Below are 15,563 nucleotides of genomic sequence, written 5' to 3' on the forward strand. Positions count from 1 at the left end.
CCGATGACAGCCACTCAGGATCCGGCTCAGCGACACGACAATCCCCACCATGGCAACGTCGATCACGCCGAAGTCGCCAAGTTCGAGGCCTTGGCCAGCCGCTGGTGGGACAGGGACAGCGAGTTCAAGCCGCTTCACGACATCAATCCGCTGCGGCTCGACTTCATCGATGCCCGCGCCGGCCTGGCCGGCAAGACGGTCATTGACGTCGGCTGCGGCGGCGGCATCCTCGCCGAGGCCATGGCCCATCGCGGCGCCGAGGTGACCGGTATCGACATGGGTGAGGCGCCACTGGCCGTCGCGCGCTTGCACCAGGAACAGAGCGGCGTGACCGTCGACTACCGCCAGGCCAGCGCCGAGCAGATGGCGGCCAGCCACCCCGGCGAGTTCGATGTGGTGACCTGCATGGAGATGCTCGAGCATGTGCCCGATCCGGCCTCGGTGGTGCGCGCCTGCGCGACCCTGGTCAAGCCGGGTGGCCAAGTGTTCTTCTCGACCATCAACCGCAATCCCAAGGCCTACGCCTTTGCCATTCTCGGCGCCGAGTACCTGCTGCGGCTGCTGCCCCGCGGTACCCACGACTATCGCAAGCTGATCCGCCCCGCCGAGCTGTCGAGCTGGTGCCGTGCCACCGGGCTCAAGGTGTGCGAACAGAGCGGGCTGGTCTACAACCCGCTGACGCGCCGCTATCGCCTCGCGCCCCGCGACGTGTCGGTCAACTACTTGATGCACGCCAGTCGGGAACTGCCATGAGCGTGAGCTACCCAGCACCGCGCGCCCTGCTGTTCGATCTCGACGGCACCCTGGTCGACACCGCGCCCGACCTGGCTCGGGCCACCAACGAGCTGCGTGCCCATCACGGCCTCGCCCCGCTGCCCTACCCACAGATTCGCAGCCAGGTCTCCAACGGCGGTAGCGCGCTGGTCACCCTGGCGCTGGGACTTGCCAGCGAGCATGTCGATCATGCGGCGGCACGCGCCTTCCTGCTCGACGCCTACGGCCGCGATGTCGCCAGCCAGAGCCGCTTGTTCGATGGCCTCGAGCGCCTGCTCGAGGCCTGGGCAGTGCCCCCGCGTGGCTGGGGAATCGTCACCAACAAGCCCCGCGCCTACGCGGCGCCGCTGATCGAGGCGCTGCAGCTGATGCCTGGCGCGCTGCTGTGTGCCGACGACCTGCCGGTCAAGAAGCCGGCCCCCGAGCCACTATGGGAAGCGGCACGTCGCCTCTCGATAGCGCCGGCAGAGTGCTGGTACATCGGTGACCACCTGCGCGACATGGAGGCCGCGCGCAGTGCCGGGATGACCGCCGTGGCGGTGGGCTATGGCTATATTGCCGAAGAGGATGACATCGGCCGCTGGCCGGCAGACCTGTGGTTCGAGACGCCGCAGGAGCTGGTGGGGGCCTTGATACGGGAGCTGTGAGGCGCGCGCAGTGGCATCTTGGCCGCTGCGCGCGGTTCGCTCAAGCGCGTGGCGGTTGCGCGTCGAACTGCTCGCCGGTGACACCGCGGCTGTCGGGACCCATCAGCCACAGGTAGGTCGGCATGATATCGGCCGGCCGACGCAGGCTACCGGGATCCTCGCCGGGATAAGCGGTCTTGCGCATCTGGGTACGCGTAGCGCCGGGATTGAGGCTGTTGATACGGATGCCGGGATTGTTGACGAACTCCTCCGCCAACACCTGCATGAAGCCTTCGGTGGCGAACTTGGAGACCGCATAGGCGCCCCAGTAGGCACGCCCCTTGCGGCCCACGCTCGACGACGTGAACACCAGCGAAGCGTCGTCGCTGCTCAGCAGCAACGGCATCAGCGCCTGAGTCATCCAGATCGGGCCATTGGTATTGACCTGCATGACCTGCTCCCACAGCGCCGGGTCATACTGCTCGAAGGGTGTCAGGCGCCCCAGCAGGCCGGCATTGTGAAGTACGCCGTCCAGCCGCCCGAACTCCTTGTCGAGGGTCTCCGCCATGTCGCGGAAATCCTTGAGCGTGGCACCCTCGAAGTTGAGCGGGAATATCGCCGGCTGCGGGCCACCTGCGGCCTCGATCTCGTCATAGACCGCCTCCAGCTTGGCCACGGTGCGGCCCAGCAGGATCACCGTGGCACCGTGGGCGGCATAGGCCTTGGCGGCCTCGCGGCCGATACCGTCACCGGCACCGGTGACCAGGATCACGCGCCCGGCAAGCAGGTCGGGGCGCGCTTGGTAGTCGATCTTGCAGGACATCGGGGCTCCTCTGGCAACGGCCGTCACAGGCCTGACTGGTTGAGAAATTCGCTGGCCAAGGCTGCGGCATTGCTGTCCGGGTAGGTTTCCATCAGCTCGTCGAGCAGCTCGCGGCTGGCGTCCGGCTGCCCCTGGCGGGCGCGCAGCAGTGCCAGCTTGTAGAGCGCGTCCGGGACCTTGTTACTCGAAGCATAGTCGTCGATCACGGTCTGGAAGGCGCTTGCGGCCTGATCGAGATTCGACTCGGCGGAGTGCAGCTCACCCAGCCAGTAGTAGCCGTTGGCGGCCAGGTCATGGTCGGGATAGTCGGCCACGAAGGCGTTGAAGGCGCTGATCGCCGCCGGAAAATCGCGCGCCTGAACCTGCTGGAAGGCTTGCTGGTAGTCCGCTTGTGCGCCGCTGCCGTCACCGCTGGCGGCGGCTACCTGCTGCGCGGCGCCGGCATCGACGCTGGGGCTGCCGCCTACGGTGCCGACTGCTGCCAAGCGCTCCTCGAGGTCGATGTAGCGCTCCTGGTTGAGCTGGCGCATCTGCTCGAGCTGGTGTCGCAGCTCCTCCATCTGGCCGCGCAGCTGCTGGATCTGACGCTGGTTCTCTTCCAGCTGGTTGAGCAGCATCAGGCTGCCACCGCTGGGCTCGCGTACTTCGGTCTGTTCATAGAAGCTGCGCGACTGCTGCTGCTGTGCCGAGAGGTCCTCCACGATCGGGGCGGCCCCAACGGACAGCGGGAGCACCAGGGCTCCCGCGCCGCACAGCCTTTTCAGGCTGTGTTTCATGCTTCACTCCACTGGCGAGTGTGGCTCAGTAAGAGAAGACCACACGACGGTTCTGGGCGTAGGAGTCTTCGTTCTGGCCGCGCACGGCGGGACGCTCCTCACCGTAGCTGACCACTTCGAGCTGCGACGGCGAAACGCCCTGCACGCTCATGAAGCGCTGCACGGAGTTGGCACGCCGCTCGCCGAGCGCCATGTTGTACTCGCGGGTACCGCGCTCGTCGGTATGGCCTTCGAGCACCACGCGGGAGTTGGGATTGGCACGCAGGTACTGAGCGTGGGCATTGAGTACCGACTCGAACTCGCTGCGAATGGTATCGCGGTCGAAGTCGAAGTAGATGGTACGCACGCTGGGGATACCCTGCTGGCTGGCCTGGCTGCTGCCGTTGCCGCCGTTCATGCCGGTACCACTAACCTGGCCACTACCGACGCCCTGGCCGGCAGCACCGCTGCCGCTGGTGCCATCCATGGACCCGTCCTGGGTGCCGCCGCTGCTGGAACAGCCGGCCACGAAGACGAGAGAAGCGGCCAGCGCCAGACCCTTGGCGTAAGATGAGAATTGCATGTTCAACTCCTTGCAAGAATTGAATGACACTAATGTCGATCAGTTCAAAAACGGTGACCACGCGGGTTCGCGAACGTCACCTCGTGCTGCGGGCAGGCGGAACGCGGCTCTTCCGTCGGCCGACACTGCCCCCAGCACACCGTTGTTACCCTGTTGGGTAGCGAAGATTACCATGCTCCCATTCGGCGCAACACTAGGAGATTCATCCGCGCGTGAATCGGTCAGCGTGGTGAGGCGATTGGACCCAAGATCCTGGCGCGCCACCTGATAACCGTTGTTGCCACGATGAATCAGAAACAGCGATTCCCCGTCCGGCGAATAGCGGCCGCGGGCATTGTAGTTGCCAGTGAAGGTCAGGCGTTCAACCTGCTTACTGGCGACATCCATCTGATAAAGCTGCGGCCCACCGCTGCGATCCGAGGTGAACACGATGCTGCGGCCATCCGGTGACCAGCTGGGTTCGGTGTCGATGGAGCTGCTGTCGGTCATGCGCTCGAAGCTGCGTCCGGCGATGTCCATGATGTAGATTTCCGGCTGACCATCCTTGGACAGCGACATTGCCAGGCGCCGGCCGTCGGGTGACCAGGCCGGTGCACCGTTGATGCCCGGGAAGGAGGTGGCGCGCACCCGCTGGCTGGTCGCCAGGTCCTGGATATAGATCGCCGGGCGTTCGGTCTCGAACGAGACATAGGCCAGCTTGGTGCCGTCCGGCGACCAGGCCGGTGACAGGATCGGCTCGCTGGAGCTGAGGATCTCCTGGCTATTTCGGCCGTCGGCATCGGCGATGAACAGTGCAAAGCGCATGTCATCGCCGGCACCTTCAGAGGTGACGTAGGCGATACGCGTCGAGAAAGCGCCGCGCAGCCCGGTGATCGCCTCGAAGATCTGATCGCTCATGTAGTGAGCGGCACTGCGAAGTTCGTTGCGGTCGCTGGTGACCACCTCGCCGATCATGCGCCGCTGGCCAAGCACATCCATCAGCTCGAACTGCAGCCGGTACTGGCTGCCCTCCTCGCTGGCCCGTCCAACCACCAGATAGTCGGCGTCGACGGCTCGCCAGTCGCGATAGTTGACGTCGCTACTGCTGCTGGGCCGTGCAATGAGTGAGTTACGCGACAGCGGGTCGAACTGACCGCTGCGCTCCAGGTTATCGCTGATCACCTGGGCGACGTCGTCAGGCAGGGAGCCGCCGCCCTCAACGGCAAACGGCACGATGGCAATCGGAATCGCGCGGTCGCTGCCGCGGGTGATCTCGATGGTCAGATTGGCCTGGGCCTGGGTGGCAAACAGCACCAGCAAGGCGGCAAGCCAGAGGTTCAGCAAGGCTTTCATCAGCGTACATCCCCGGGTCGGAATCTCAGATTGAACTGACGGAATTGACTCTGCGCGGCCGGTGGCAGCTGGCGCATCTCGCGAAACGGCGAGGCGCGCTCAACGGCCTGGATCACCGAGCGATCGAAGGCACCGTCCCCACTACTACTTACAATCCTAGCCCCAATCAGTTCGCCGGTGGGCAACAGATCGAGTTGCAAGGTGGCCTCGAGGCCCGACGCCGAGCCGGCCGGAATGATCCAGGCCTGCTCCACCGCGTTGCGCACCAGGTTCTGGAAGCTGTTGGCAGCCTGCTCGGCCTGGCGTGCATTGGCGATCGACTCCTGTTCACCGGCGATCAGGCTATCGATATCGCTGGCCGCCTCGGCGGCGGCTCGCGCCGCCTCCTGGCGCTGGCGTTCGGCTTCCTGTTCAGCCTGGCGTCGGGCTTCCTCTGCCTGGCGCTGGCGTTCGGCTTCCTGCTCTGCCTGGCGACGGGCCTCCTCCTCTGCTTGGCGCTGGCGCTCGGCCTCGGCTTCCTGCTCTGCCTGACGCTGACGTTCCGCCTCCTGCTCAGCCTGGCGCTGACGCTCGGCCTCGGCCTCCTGCTCGGCTTGGCGGCGACGCTCGGCCTCGGCCTCCTGCTCGGCCTGGCGGCGCGCTTCTTCTTCCTGGCGCTGGCGTTCGGCGGCCTCGGCCTCGCGGCGCTGCTGTTCCTGGCGCTGGCGCTCAGTCTCGGCGGCAGCCTCCTGCTCCTGGCGCAGCTGCGCCTGACGCTCAGCTTCTTCGGCGCGCCGCTGTGCCTCGGCCTCGGCCTCTCGACGCTCCTGCTCGCGCGCCTGCTGCTGGGCTTCACGTTCGGCTTGCTGCTCTGCCTGGCGCTGGGCGGCCTCCTCTTCGGCTTGCTGGCGCTCGGCCTCGGCGGCGGCTTCTTCCTCGGCCGCTGCGGCCTGTTCGTCGGCCTGTCGCTGGGCGGCCCTGGCCCGCGCCTCTTCAGCGCGTAGTGCCTGGTCGGTGGTGGTTTCGGTGCTCACCAGCGTGGCCTGCACCACCGACGACGAGGTCGCCTCCGGCTCGCGGCTGGGCAAGGTGATGACGCTCATCACCACTACCAGTACGTGCAGGCCGACGGCGAGCAGGGTGGGCAGGCCATAGCCTACACGGCTATCGTGTCTGGCCATGAGGTTCCTCAATCTTCACTCGAAGGCGGCTCGGAGATCAGCCCCACATTGGAAACACCGGCGACCTGCAGCGTACTCATCAGCGTGACCACCTGGCCATAGGTGACGTTACGATCGCCGCGCACCATCACCGGCGTATCCGGGCGGCGGTCGAGAATGATGATGATCTGATCGGCGATATCGTCGAGCGACACCGCGGTCTCTTCGTCGCCCAGCGAGATGTAGTAGTCGCCCTCGCGGTCGACCGAAACGATGATCGGCTCACTGTCATCGATGTCGTCGATCGGCTCGGAGGTGACCTGTGGCAGGTCGACGCGTACGCCCTGGGTGAGCATCGGTGCGGTGATCATGAAGATCACCAGCAGCACCAACATGACGTCGATGAATGGCACGACGTTGATCTCACCCATCGGCTTGCGATTGCCGCCACGGTTGAATGGACCATGCATTGCGGTTCTCCCTCAGCCGGCGTCGCTGTCGCCACGCCCCTGCAGATTACGGTGCAGGATGGAGTGGAACTCTTCGGCGAAATCTTCGTACTTGCCGAGCAGTTTGCCGGATTCCGATGACAGGCGGTTGTAGAAGATCACCGCGGGAATCGCTGCGAACAGCCCCATGGCGGTGGCGATCAGCGCCTCGGCAATCCATGGCGCAACCGTGGCCAGGGTGGCCTGCTGGGTCATCGACAGGCTCTGGAACGAGCCCATGATGCCCCACACGGTGCCGAACAGGCCGATGTAGGGGCTGGCCGAGGCCACCGTGGCGAGGAACACCAGGTGCAGGTTGAGGCGCTCCTCTTCCCGCGACCAGGCCACGCGCATCGAGCGCTGTACGCCGTCGAGAATCGCCTGGGGGCTGCGGGTCTTGGGCAGCAGACGGTTGAATTCGCGGAAGCCGGCACGAAACACGTGCTCGGCGCCGTTGGTTTCCTGCTCGGAGGGTGTTTCACGATACAGCTCGTTGAGATCGACCCCTGACCAGAAGCGTTCCTCGAACGCCAAGTGGGCCTTCTTGGCACGGCGCATCACGAAGGTGCGCTGGAAGATCACGATCCAGGAGGCGATCGAACCCACCGTCAGGAGCAGCATGACCAGCTGCACCACGGTGCTGGCGCTCATGATCAGGTGGGGAATGGACATGGAGTCGTTCACGGGTATCCTCGTCAGTCTTGCAAGTGTTGACCGCTCAAGGCGGCACGCAGCGGCGCTGGCCACCGCGTCGGTTTGAGGCGAGTCGCATCGATACAGGCGATGTCGACCCAGGCATCACATAAGGGTTCCCCGCGGCGCGTCACGCGTTGATGAAAGCTCATCTGGCAGGCGCCGTAGCGCTCGACCTGGGCGCTGACCTGCAACGCATCGTCGAGCCGGGCGGGCTTGGCGTAGCGGCATTCGAGGCGATGTACCACCAGTTGGATATCGGCGTCGAGCAAACCCTGCTGGGTGAGCCCGAGCTGGCGTAGCCATTCGCTGCGTGCCCGCTCCATGTATTTGAGATAGTTGACGTAGTAGACGATGCCCCCGGCATCGGTGTCTTCGATATAGACCCGCACCGGCCACTGGAAGCCACTCATGCCTCGCGCTCCGCGTCGCTGCTATCGGGCGTCGTCGGCGCGGCCATGCCGAAGTGCTGGTAGGCGTGGCGGGTGACGACCCGGCCGCGGGCGGTGCGCATCATGAAGCCCTGCTGGATCAGATAGGGCTCGATGACATCCTCGATGGTGTCGCGCTCTTCGCCGATCGCCGCAGCCAGCGAGTCGACACCCACCGGGCCGCCCTCGAACTTCTCGATCATCGCCAGCAGCAGGCGACGGTCCATATGGTCGAGGCCGTGGCGGTCGACGTGGAGCATGTTCAGGGCGCTATCGGCAATGGCCGCATCCAGGGTGCCGTCGCCGCGCACCTCGGCAAAATCACGCACCCGGCGCAACAAGCGGTTGGCGATACGCGGCGTACCGCGGGCGCGGCGCGCGATCTCGGCGGCACCGGGGCGATCCGCCGTGACGCCCAGTAGCCGCGCCGAGCGGCTGACGATCTCGGTCAGCTCGGAGATGGCGTAGAACTCGAGGCGCTGGACGATCCCGAAACGGTCGCGCAGCGGCGAGGTCAACAGCCCGGCACGGGTGGTCGCCCCCACCAGCGTGAACGGCGGCAGGTCGAGCTTGATCGAGCGTGCCGCGGGCCCCTCGCCAATCACGATATCCAGCTGGAAATCCTCCATGGCCGGATACAGCACTTCCTCGACCACCGGCGACAGGCGGTGGATCTCGTCGATGAACAGCACGTCGCCCGGCTGCAGGTTGGTGAGCATGGCGGCCAGGTCGCCGGCACGCTCGAGCACCGGCCCCGAGGTCGACTTTATATCGACGCCCATCTCGGCGGCGATGATGTTGGCCAGGGTGGTCTTGCCCAGCCCCGGCGGCCCGAACACCAGGGTGTGATCGAGGCTCTCATCGCGGCCGCGGGCAGCGCTGATGAAGATCTCCATCTGCTCGCGCATCGCCGGCTGGCCGATATAATCGGCCAGCCGCTGAGGGCGAATGGCATGATCGATCCGGCTCTCACCCGGCTGGCCATGGGCCGCGATCAGGCGATCACTGTCAATCATGTCTGCTCTCGTGGCGAGTCATGCGTCCCTCCTTCAGCCTGCCAGCTTGCGGGTCAGGGCGGCCTTGATCAAGGCCTCGGTGGTGAGCCCCTTGTCGAGGCCGCTGAGCATCTTGCTGGCCTCGGTGGGCTTGTAGCCGAGTGACACCAGCGCCGCCTCGGCGTCGAGCAGCGGGTCGCTGCCGGCGCTTGCCGGTCCGGCTGCCTGTGTCAGGTCATCCAGCGCCGTGCCGCCCTGCTGCCAGTGCGGGAAGCGGTCACGCATCTCGATGATCAGCCGCTCGGCGGTCTTCTTGCCGACGCCGGGCAGGCGAGTCAGCGCCTTGGCGTCGTCATCCATTACGCAGCGGATGAACTGCTCCTCTTCCATGCCGGAGAGAATTGCCAGGGCCAGCTTGGGACCCACGCCGTTGACCTTGATCAGGGCGCGAAACAGGGCCCGCTCCTGCTCGCGGCCGAAGCCGAACAGCAGATGCGCATCCTCACGAATGATCAAGTGAGTAAACAGCTGGGCCTGCTCGCCGGTGGCGGGCAGGGCCAACAGGGTGTTCATCGAGGCTTCGAGCTCGTAACCGACCCCGCCGACATCGAGTACCAGCCAGGGCGGCTGTTTCTCGAGCAGGGTGCCACGCAGGCGTCCAATCATGCATCACATCCTTGAGCTGACTGGCTTGCCACTATACTGGTCGCCGCGACGACTGACCAGCGTCTTCAAACACTGTTTGATAATCCTTCGAATCACGCCCAGGACTAGCCAGGACGGTAGTCACGCCAGCCCTTTCCGCGCCCCTTGGCGGCGCTGCGACCACCGTAGCTGCCGCGTTGCACCAGGCCCAGCCGCGCATGGGCGTGGGTCAGGGCAATCGCCAGTCCATCGGCGGCATCCGCCTGCGGCGTGGCGCTGAGGCCGAGTATCGCGGTGACCATATGCTGGACCTGGGACTTGTTGGCAGCTCCGGTGCCGGTGACCGCCTGCTTGATCTGGCGCGGCCCGTATTCGCTAACCGGCAGGCCATGGTTGGCGGCACACACGATGGCCGTACCGCGCGCCTGGCCAAGCTTGAGCGCCGAATCGGCGTTCTTGGCCATGAATACCTGCTCGATGGCGAACTCGCCGGGGCGATGCACGGCAATCAGCTCGCTGATACCGGCGTAGACCTGGGCCAGCTTCTGAGCCAGGTCATCGCCCTGGATGCGGATGCAGCCGCTGGCCACGTAGCGCGGCTTGGCCAGCGAGACGTCGAGAACCCCGTAGCCGGTAATCCGCGAACCGGGGTCGATGCCGAGAATCAGCATGACGGCTGCCCTACCCGGCCGGCGCAGACGACATCGGCGCCATACGGGCGCCGATGAACTGCGGTAGGGGCATCACGGCAATCACTCGCCGGTCGTCTCCGGCTTGGCTTTCTGACGCAGCCGGATATTGAGCTCCTTGAGCTGCTCGGCGCTGACCTCGCCGGGGGCATCGGTCATCAGGCAGGCGGCGCTCTGGGTCTTGGGGAAGGCAATCACTTCACGGATGGTCTTGGCACCGGTCATCAGCATCACCAGGCGGTCGAGGCCGAAGGCCAGGCCACCGTGGGGGGGCGCGCCGAACTTCAGGGCGTCGAGCAGGAAGCCGAACTTCTCCTCGGCCTCGGCCTCGCCGATGCCCAGCACCTCGAACACCGTACGCTGCATGGCCTGGTCATGGATACGGATCGAACCACCGCCCAGCTCGGTGCCGTTGAGCACCATGTCGTAGGCGCGTGACAGGGCCGTTGCCGGATCGGACTTGAGCGCCTCGGGGCTGCACGAGGGCGCGGTGAACGGATGGTGCAAGGCATGCAGGCGGCCTGCGTCGTCGGCCTCGAACATCGGGAAGTCGACCACCCACAGCGGTGCCCAGGCCTGGGTGTAGAGGTCGAGATCCTCGCCCAGCTTGACGCGCAGCGCGCCAAGCGCCTCGTTGACGACCCGCGTCTTGTCGGCACCGAAGAAGATGATGTCGCCGTCCCGGGCGTCGAGGCGCTCGAGCAGTTGATCGATCACGTTCTCCATGAACTTGACGATCGGCGACTGCAGCCCTTCCAGGCCCTTGGCACGCTCGTTGACCTTGATCCAGGCCAGGCCCTTGGCGCCGTAGATGCCGACGAACTTGGTGTATTCGTCGATGGCCTTGCGCGACAGCTCGGCGCCACCCGGCACCTTGAGCGCCGCCACGCGGCCGTCGTCGGCGGTCGCCGGGCCGGAGAAAACCTTGAAGTCGACCTGGCTCATCAGGTCATCGACGTCGGTGAGCTCAAGCGGAATGCGCAGGTCAGGCTTGTCGGAACCGAAACGCGACATCGCCTCGCTGTAGGGCATGCGCGGGAAGCGCGGCAGTTCGACGTCGAGCACCTCCTGGAACAGCCCGCGAATCATCGCCTCGGTGATGCCCATGATGTCGTCCTCTTCGACGAACGAGGCCTCGAGATCGATCTGGGTGAATTCGGGCTGGCGATCGGCGCGCAGGTCCTCGTCACGGAAGCACTTGGCGATCTGGTAGTAGCGGTCGAAACCCGACACCATCAGCAGCTGCTTGAACAGCTGCGGCGACTGCGGCAGCGCGAAGAAGCTGCCGGCGTGGGTACGGCTCGGCACCAGGTAGTCGCGGGCGCCTTCCGGGGTGGCACGCGTCAGGATCGGTGTCTCGATGTCCAGGAAGCCCTGGTTCTCGAGGTAGGCGCGAACATTGTGCGAAATCCGCGAACGCAGGCGCAGCTTGTCGATCATCTCCGGACGGCGCAGGTCGATGTAACGATGCTTGAGACGCACCTCCTCACCCACCTTGCCGTGCTCGTCGAGCTGGAACGGCGGCGTCACGGCGCTGTTGAGCACCTCGACCTGCTTGGCCAGCACTTCGATCATGCCGGTCGGCATATTGGGATTCTCGGTGCCCTCAGGGCGCGGCCGCACGCGGCCGGTGATGCGCAGCACATACTCATTGCGGGCGCGATCGGCGGTGGCAAAGGCCGCCTCGGTGTCGGGATCGACCACTACCTGGGCGATGCCGTCGCGGTCGCGCATGTCGAGGAAAATCACCCCGCCGTGGTCGCGGCGACGGTGTACCCAGCCGCACAGGGTGACCTGGTCATTCACCAGGGTCTCGTTGAGCTGGCCGCAATAATGGCTGCGCATGTTACATCCTGTTCTGTTGCATGGATCGAAAGTGTCAGGCACGGCGCCCGGCTCAGGCCGCGGCACCGTCCTTGCTGGAGGTCTTGCTCGACGCCTTGCTGTCAGCGCCGTCGCCGGCCAGGTTCTTCTTGCTGCCGGACTTGAAATCGGTTTCGTACCAGCCGCCACCGGCGAGCCGGAAGCCTGCTGCCGAGACCAGGCGGCTCAGCGCCGGCTGTTCACAGCTGGGGCAGTCTGTCAGCGGTGCGGCGCTGATCTTCTGAAGCTTTTCCAGGCGCTGGCCACAGGCCTTGCACTCATATTCGTAGATGGGCATGGTTCTTATCTCTCCGAAAGACCACAATGCGACAAGGTCGTGGCGCACACAGCCGGTGGCAACGCCTGCGACCGAACCGTGATATAGGGCCAGCCGCGTTTATTACAAGACTCACTACGAGGCTAATTACAAGACAAGGGACTTTCCAAGCCTGCCTTGAAAGCCGGATAGTATAGCGTGTTGCGCCCCCTAGCGGGCAAGGCAAGCCGATCTCCTGACCAATGCCGATGAGGAACCGCCATGAAAGCCGTGATCCTGGATGCTGCTACCCTGGGCGAGGACGTCGACCTGGCGCCGCTGCGTGAGCAGGTCGACAGCCTCGAGGTGCATGCCATTACCGACCCCGCGCAGCGCCTCGAACGCCTGGCCGGCGCACGCATCGCCATCGTCAACAAGGTGGTGCTGGACGCCGAGCTGCTCGACCAGCTGCCGGCCCTCGAGCTGATCTGCGTGCTCGCCACCGGCACCAATAACATCGACATGGCCGCCGCCGAGCGTCACGGCATCGAGGTGCGTAATGTCACCGCCTACGGCACCGCCAGCGTCGCCCAGCACACCCTGATGCTGATGCTGGCCCTGGCCAATCGGCTGCCGCTCTACCAGCAGGATGTCGCCGCCGGGCGCTGGGGCGAGAGTGCGTTCTTCTGCCTGCTGGGCCATCGCACCCTGCAGCTGTCCGACAAGCGGCTGGTGATCGTCGGCCAGGGCGAGCTTGGCTCGCGGGTCGCCCAGCTCGCCGAGGCCTTCGGCATGCAGGTGACCTTCGCCGCGCGCCCCGGCAACGAGGCACAGGATAGCCGCCCCGGCCTGGCCGAGCTGGCGCCGACGGCGGATATCATCAGCCTGCACTGCCCGCTGACCGACGCCACCCGCGGGCTGGTCGATGCCGACATGCTGGCCCGTATGCGCGACGACGCCCTGCTGATCAACTGCGCCCGCGGTGGCATCGTCGACGAGGCCGCGGCCCTTGCCGCCTTGCGCGCCGGCACCCTCGGCGGCCTCGGCGTCGACTCGCTGCCGGTGGAACCGCCCCGCGACGGTCACCCGCTGATCGACGCCAGCCGCGAGCCGCTCAACCTGATCGTCACCCCCCACAATGCCTGGATCAGCCCCGAGTCACGGGCCAATGTGGTCAAGCTCACGGTCGACAACTTGCGCGCCTGGCGCGCCGGCAGGACAGCCTGAGCGGCATTTGCTAGCCTTTCGCGCCTGGCCACATACGCAAGGAGCCCGCATGCCTCGCCCTCTTCACAACTTCGGTTCGATCAATATCGACCACGTCTACCGCGTGCCGCATCTGGTGCGTCCCGGGGAAACCCTGGCCAGCCGCAGCTTCCAGCAGGTGCTGGGCGGCAAGGGCGCCAACCAGTCCCTGGCCATGGCCCGCGCCGGCGGTCGGATCGAGCACTGGGGGCGGCTGGGTCAGGCCGACGCCTGGGCCCTGCAGATCCTCTCCCAGGCCGGGGTCGGCCTCGACGGCACCGGGCTTAACGACGAGCCCAGCGGTCACGCGCTGATTCAGGTCGATGACCAGGGCGAGAACGCCATCATCCTTCACCCCGGCGCCAATCACGGCTTCAGTGAAGCGGCCATCGATGCCCTGCTGGCCCAGACCCGGCCCGGCGACGGCCTGCTGCTGCAGAACGAGTGCAATGGCCTCGAGCACCTGATGCGCAGTGCCCAGCAGGCGCAACTCGAGATCGCCTTCAACCCCGCGCCGATGAACGAAGCCGCTGCGGCCCTGCCGCTGAGTGCCTGCCAGCTGCTGTTCGTCAATCGCGGCGAGGCCGCGGCACTCGCCGAGCTGCCCGAGTCGAGCTCGCCACAGCGGCTGCTCGAGGCCTTGGCGAAGCGGCTGCCAACCACCGAGCTGGTGCTGACGCTGGGTGGCGACGGCGTCTGCTTCCACAGCCAACGCCAGCAGTTGGCACTGCCGGCACATCGCGTCGAGCCCATCGACACCACCGCCGCCGGCGATACCTTCATCGGCTACTTCATGGCCGCCCGCCAGGCCGGCGAAGACGTCGAGGCCTGCCTGCGGCGCGCCAGTACGGCCTCGGCGCTGTGCGTGCAGCGCGAGGGGGCGGCGCCCAGCATACCGCTGGCCGCCGAGGTCCAGGCGGCCCTCGACGACTGGCCGGCGCTTGCGCTCTCGGCATACTAGGTTTCTACACCCACTGTCTTTCCAGCATAAGGACGCAGCATGACGACTCCGATCATCTTCGATACCGACCCGGGCGTCGACGACGCTCAGGCGATCGCCATTGCCCTCGCCCATCCCGACATCGAGCTGCTGGGTTTGACCACCACCTACGGCAATGTCGACATCGCTACCGCCACCCACAATGCGTTACTGCTCAGTGAGCTGGCCGGCCAGTCGATCCCCGTGGCCCAGGGCGCCGCAGCGCCGCTGGTCAAGCCCAAGCACCCGGCACCGGCACATATCCATGGCGCCAACGGCCTGGGTAACATCGAGCTGCCGGCGGTGAGCGGCCAGGCCGATCCGCGCAGTGCGGCACAGTTTATCGTCGACACCATCAATGCCCGCCCCGGCGAGGTGACACTGGTGGCGGTGGGCCCGCTGGGCAACCTGGCCGCGGCCCTGCAGCTCGACCCGGGCATCGTCGAGCGGGTCAAGCAGGTGGTGATCATGGGCGGGTCGATTCGCGAAGGCGGCAACGTCACGCCGGTGGCCGAGGCCAATATGTTCAACGACCCCCATGCCGCGTCGCGCGCCCTGACGGCCGGCTGGCCGCTGGTGATGGTGGGGCTCGATGCCACCCATCGCTGCGTGCTCTCTCCCGCCGACATGGACACCATCGCCGCCGGCCAGGGGCGTCTCGGCGACGTCCTCAAGGGCAGCTATGGCTTCTATCGCGACTTCTACCAGCAGGCGTTGGGCATCGACGGCTGCTGCCCCCACGACAGCTGTGCACTGGCCTGGCTGATGGCGCCGCAGCTGTTCACCAGCGCCCGCGGATACCTGACGGTGGTGACCGATGGCGATGCCGAGGGGCAGACGATCTTCGCCCCCGAGGGGCGTGACTTCATCGACGCGCGCTGGTCGCGTACGCCGCCGGTCGAGGTGTGCCTGAATGCCGATGGCCCGGGTGTGGTGAGCTGGATCGTCGACACGCTGCGCTAAGCCCTAGAGCGTCTGGAAGGTATCGCGATCGCGGTATTCGACGCCTTCCAGCTCGACGTGGGTCACCCGGGCGCCGGGCGGCCCTTTCCATAGCCACTCGACAACCGCGTTGACGGCGCTGCTCTCGCCACACAGCAGCACCTCGACGCGACCATCCGGCAGGTTCTTGGCATGGCCGGTGACGCCGTGCTGGAGCGCTTGCTCCTGGGTGGAGCGGCGATACCAGACGCCCTGCACCTTGCCGGTGACCATGGCCTTGACGCAGCATTTGCTCATGGTGCTCT

General features: G+C 66.1%; 19 protein-coding genes. 5 read left to right on the forward strand and 14 right to left on the reverse strand.

Features of this window, described 5'->3' with window-relative positions; genetic code table 11:
- The first annotated feature begins 3 nt into the window (after positions 1-3).
- Together ubiG and QC821_RS11410 are read left to right on the forward strand one after the other, a co-directional pair.
- Positions 4-753: a bifunctional 2-polyprenyl-6-hydroxyphenol methylase/3-demethylubiquinol 3-O-methyltransferase UbiG gene (ubiG, locus tag QC821_RS11405; protein WP_309721244.1), complete on the forward strand. Its 750-nt coding sequence runs from the start codon at positions 4-6 to the stop codon at positions 751-753.
- Positions 750-1,421 (forward strand): HAD family hydrolase, encoded by a 672-nt coding sequence (locus QC821_RS11410; protein ID WP_309721247.1) that lies wholly within the window; start codon positions 750-752, stop codon positions 1,419-1,421. The genes ubiG and QC821_RS11410 overlap by 4 nt, the downstream gene beginning before the upstream one ends.
- A 40-nt stretch (positions 1,422-1,461) precedes the next feature.
- On the opposite strand, the gene QC821_RS11415 is transcribed toward QC821_RS11410, so the two are convergent.
- The 13 genes from QC821_RS11415 to QC821_RS11475 all read right to left on the reverse strand — a co-directional run bounded on the left by QC821_RS11415 (position 1,462) and on the right by QC821_RS11475 (position 12,134).
- Positions 1,462-2,223, reverse strand: a complete 762-nt coding sequence (locus tag QC821_RS11415) for a YciK family oxidoreductase (protein ID WP_309721250.1) — start codon at positions 2,221-2,223, stop codon at positions 1,462-1,464.
- A 23-nt stretch (positions 2,224-2,246) separates the two neighbouring features.
- Positions 2,247-2,999, reverse strand: a complete 753-nt coding sequence (gene ybgF, locus QC821_RS11420; protein WP_309721253.1) for a tol-pal system protein YbgF — start codon at positions 2,997-2,999, stop codon at positions 2,247-2,249.
- Positions 3,000-3,024: 25 nt separating this feature from the next.
- Positions 3,025-3,561 carry a peptidoglycan-associated lipoprotein Pal gene (gene pal, locus QC821_RS11425; protein WP_309721256.1) on the reverse strand — a complete coding sequence of 179 codons (537 nt, stop codon included), beginning with the start codon at positions 3,559-3,561 and terminating at the stop codon, positions 3,025-3,027.
- A 39-nt stretch (positions 3,562-3,600) separates the two neighbouring features.
- Positions 3,601-4,893, reverse strand: coding sequence for a Tol-Pal system beta propeller repeat protein TolB (gene tolB, locus QC821_RS11430; RefSeq protein ID WP_309721259.1), 1,293 nt, complete (start codon positions 4,891-4,893; stop codon positions 3,601-3,603).
- A complete protein-coding gene (tolA, locus tag QC821_RS11435; RefSeq protein ID WP_309721261.1) occupies positions 4,893-6,053 on the reverse strand; it encodes a cell envelope integrity protein TolA in 1,161 nt (386 codons plus the stop codon). Before tolA ends, tolB begins: the two co-directional genes overlap by 1 nt.
- Positions 6,054-6,061: 8 nt before the next feature.
- Positions 6,062-6,502: a protein TolR gene (gene tolR / locus QC821_RS11440; protein WP_309721263.1), complete on the reverse strand. Its 441-nt coding sequence runs from the start codon at positions 6,500-6,502 to the stop codon at positions 6,062-6,064.
- 12 nt (positions 6,503-6,514) lie between these two features.
- Positions 6,515-7,192 carry a protein TolQ gene (tolQ, locus tag QC821_RS11445; protein ID WP_422720110.1) on the reverse strand — a complete coding sequence of 226 codons (678 nt, stop codon included), beginning with the start codon at positions 7,190-7,192 and terminating at the stop codon, positions 6,515-6,517.
- 23 nt (positions 7,193-7,215) lie between these two features.
- Complete coding sequence (ybgC, locus tag QC821_RS11450; RefSeq protein WP_163503269.1) at positions 7,216-7,626, reverse strand: tol-pal system-associated acyl-CoA thioesterase; 411 nt, start codon at positions 7,624-7,626, stop codon at positions 7,216-7,218.
- The gene (gene ruvB, locus QC821_RS11455; protein ID WP_309721271.1) at positions 7,623-8,660 is read right to left on the reverse strand and encodes a Holliday junction branch migration DNA helicase RuvB; all 1,038 of its coding nucleotides are present in this window, start codon (positions 8,658-8,660) and stop codon (positions 7,623-7,625) included. Before ruvB ends, ybgC begins: the two co-directional genes overlap by 4 nt.
- A 33-nt stretch (positions 8,661-8,693) precedes the next feature.
- Complete coding sequence (gene ruvA, locus QC821_RS11460) at positions 8,694-9,305, reverse strand: Holliday junction branch migration protein RuvA (RefSeq protein ID WP_309721274.1); 612 nt, start codon at positions 9,303-9,305, stop codon at positions 8,694-8,696.
- Between the two features lie 104 nt (positions 9,306-9,409).
- Complete coding sequence (ruvC, locus tag QC821_RS11465; RefSeq protein ID WP_309721277.1) at positions 9,410-9,955, reverse strand: crossover junction endodeoxyribonuclease RuvC; 546 nt, start codon at positions 9,953-9,955, stop codon at positions 9,410-9,412.
- A gap of 81 nt (positions 9,956-10,036) precedes the next feature.
- On the reverse strand, positions 10,037-11,818 hold the full coding sequence (gene aspS, locus QC821_RS11470) for an aspartate--tRNA ligase (protein WP_309721279.1): 1,782 nt from the start codon (positions 11,816-11,818) through the stop codon (positions 10,037-10,039).
- Between the two features lie 52 nt (positions 11,819-11,870).
- Positions 11,871-12,134, reverse strand: coding sequence for an FmdB family zinc ribbon protein (locus tag QC821_RS11475; protein ID WP_089656751.1), 264 nt, complete (start codon positions 12,132-12,134; stop codon positions 11,871-11,873).
- A 240-nt stretch (positions 12,135-12,374) separates the two neighbouring features.
- On the opposite strand from QC821_RS11475, the gene QC821_RS11480 reads away from it, so the two are divergent.
- The 3 genes from QC821_RS11480 to QC821_RS11490 are packed head-to-tail and all read left to right on the forward strand — an operon-like array spanning position 12,375 to position 15,279.
- On the forward strand, positions 12,375-13,319 hold the full coding sequence (locus tag QC821_RS11480) for a D-2-hydroxyacid dehydrogenase (RefSeq protein WP_309721284.1): 945 nt from the start codon (positions 12,375-12,377) through the stop codon (positions 13,317-13,319).
- Positions 13,320-13,368: 49 nt separating this feature from the next.
- On the forward strand, positions 13,369-14,298 hold the full coding sequence (locus QC821_RS11485; RefSeq protein ID WP_309721288.1) for a ribokinase: 930 nt from the start codon (positions 13,369-13,371) through the stop codon (positions 14,296-14,298).
- A 39-nt stretch (positions 14,299-14,337) separates the two neighbouring features.
- Positions 14,338-15,279: a nucleoside hydrolase gene (locus QC821_RS11490; protein WP_309721293.1), complete on the forward strand. Its 942-nt coding sequence runs from the start codon at positions 14,338-14,340 to the stop codon at positions 15,277-15,279.
- Positions 15,280-15,282: 3 nt separating this feature from the next.
- On the opposite strand, the gene QC821_RS11495 is transcribed toward QC821_RS11490, so the two are convergent.
- Entirely contained in the window at positions 15,283-15,555 is a 273-nt protein-coding gene (locus tag QC821_RS11495; protein WP_309721295.1) for an acylphosphatase, read from the reverse strand.
- Between the last annotated feature and the right edge of the window lie 8 nt (positions 15,556-15,563).

Origin of the sequence: Franzmannia qiaohouensis (genome assembly GCF_031451695.1) — a bacterium.
Lineage (GTDB): Bacteria > Pseudomonadota > Gammaproteobacteria > Pseudomonadales > Halomonadaceae > Franzmannia > Franzmannia qiaohouensis.